Source organism: Bartonella sp. AP58NXGY, from assembly GCF_042195785.1.
Lineage (GTDB): Bacteria > Pseudomonadota > Alphaproteobacteria > Rhizobiales > Rhizobiaceae > Bartonella.
This window is the reverse complement of sequence record NZ_JBHIOY010000056.1, coordinates 1,367-1,677: the sequence shown is the minus strand read 5'-3', so window position 1 is coordinate 1,677 and position 311 is coordinate 1,367. Positions and strand designations below refer to the sequence as shown.

At 41.8% G+C, this 311-nt stretch carries 1 protein-coding gene and 1 pseudogene; both read right to left on the bottom strand.

Annotated elements, in window-relative coordinates; translation table 11 throughout:
- Window positions 1-270: addiction module antidote protein (locus ACFINC_RS09300; RefSeq protein ID WP_375617026.1), on the bottom strand; the 270-nt coding region annotated here is incomplete at its 3' end.
- Window positions 251-311, bottom strand: a pseudogene (locus tag ACFINC_RS09295) (type II toxin-antitoxin system RelE/ParE family toxin); the annotation flags it as partial. The pseudogene ACFINC_RS09295 and the gene ACFINC_RS09300, both read right to left, overlap by 20 nt.

The window sequence follows — 311 nt, the reverse complement described above, 5'->3', positions numbered from 1 at the left end:
CTGTACAAAGAGTTGCAGGTTAAGGGCAGATAAGACAGCGACTAAAGTAGAAAGCTTGGGGTCACCCGTTTTACTTAAGGAGCGATATAATCCACTGCGTTCGCGATTGGTTTCTTTTGCTAAAGCACGCATATTTTGAGAGCGAGCAACGATACCAATGGCATCCGCTATATGAGCGGCATCACCAGTTTTGAAGGCTTCATTGAGAAATGCTTGTTGTACTTCAATGTCTTCAAGATATTCTTCTGGTTTAAATGGGGTTGTTTTCATCACTGTACTCCTCTTTTAACTTTAACGCTTGTTCGATATCC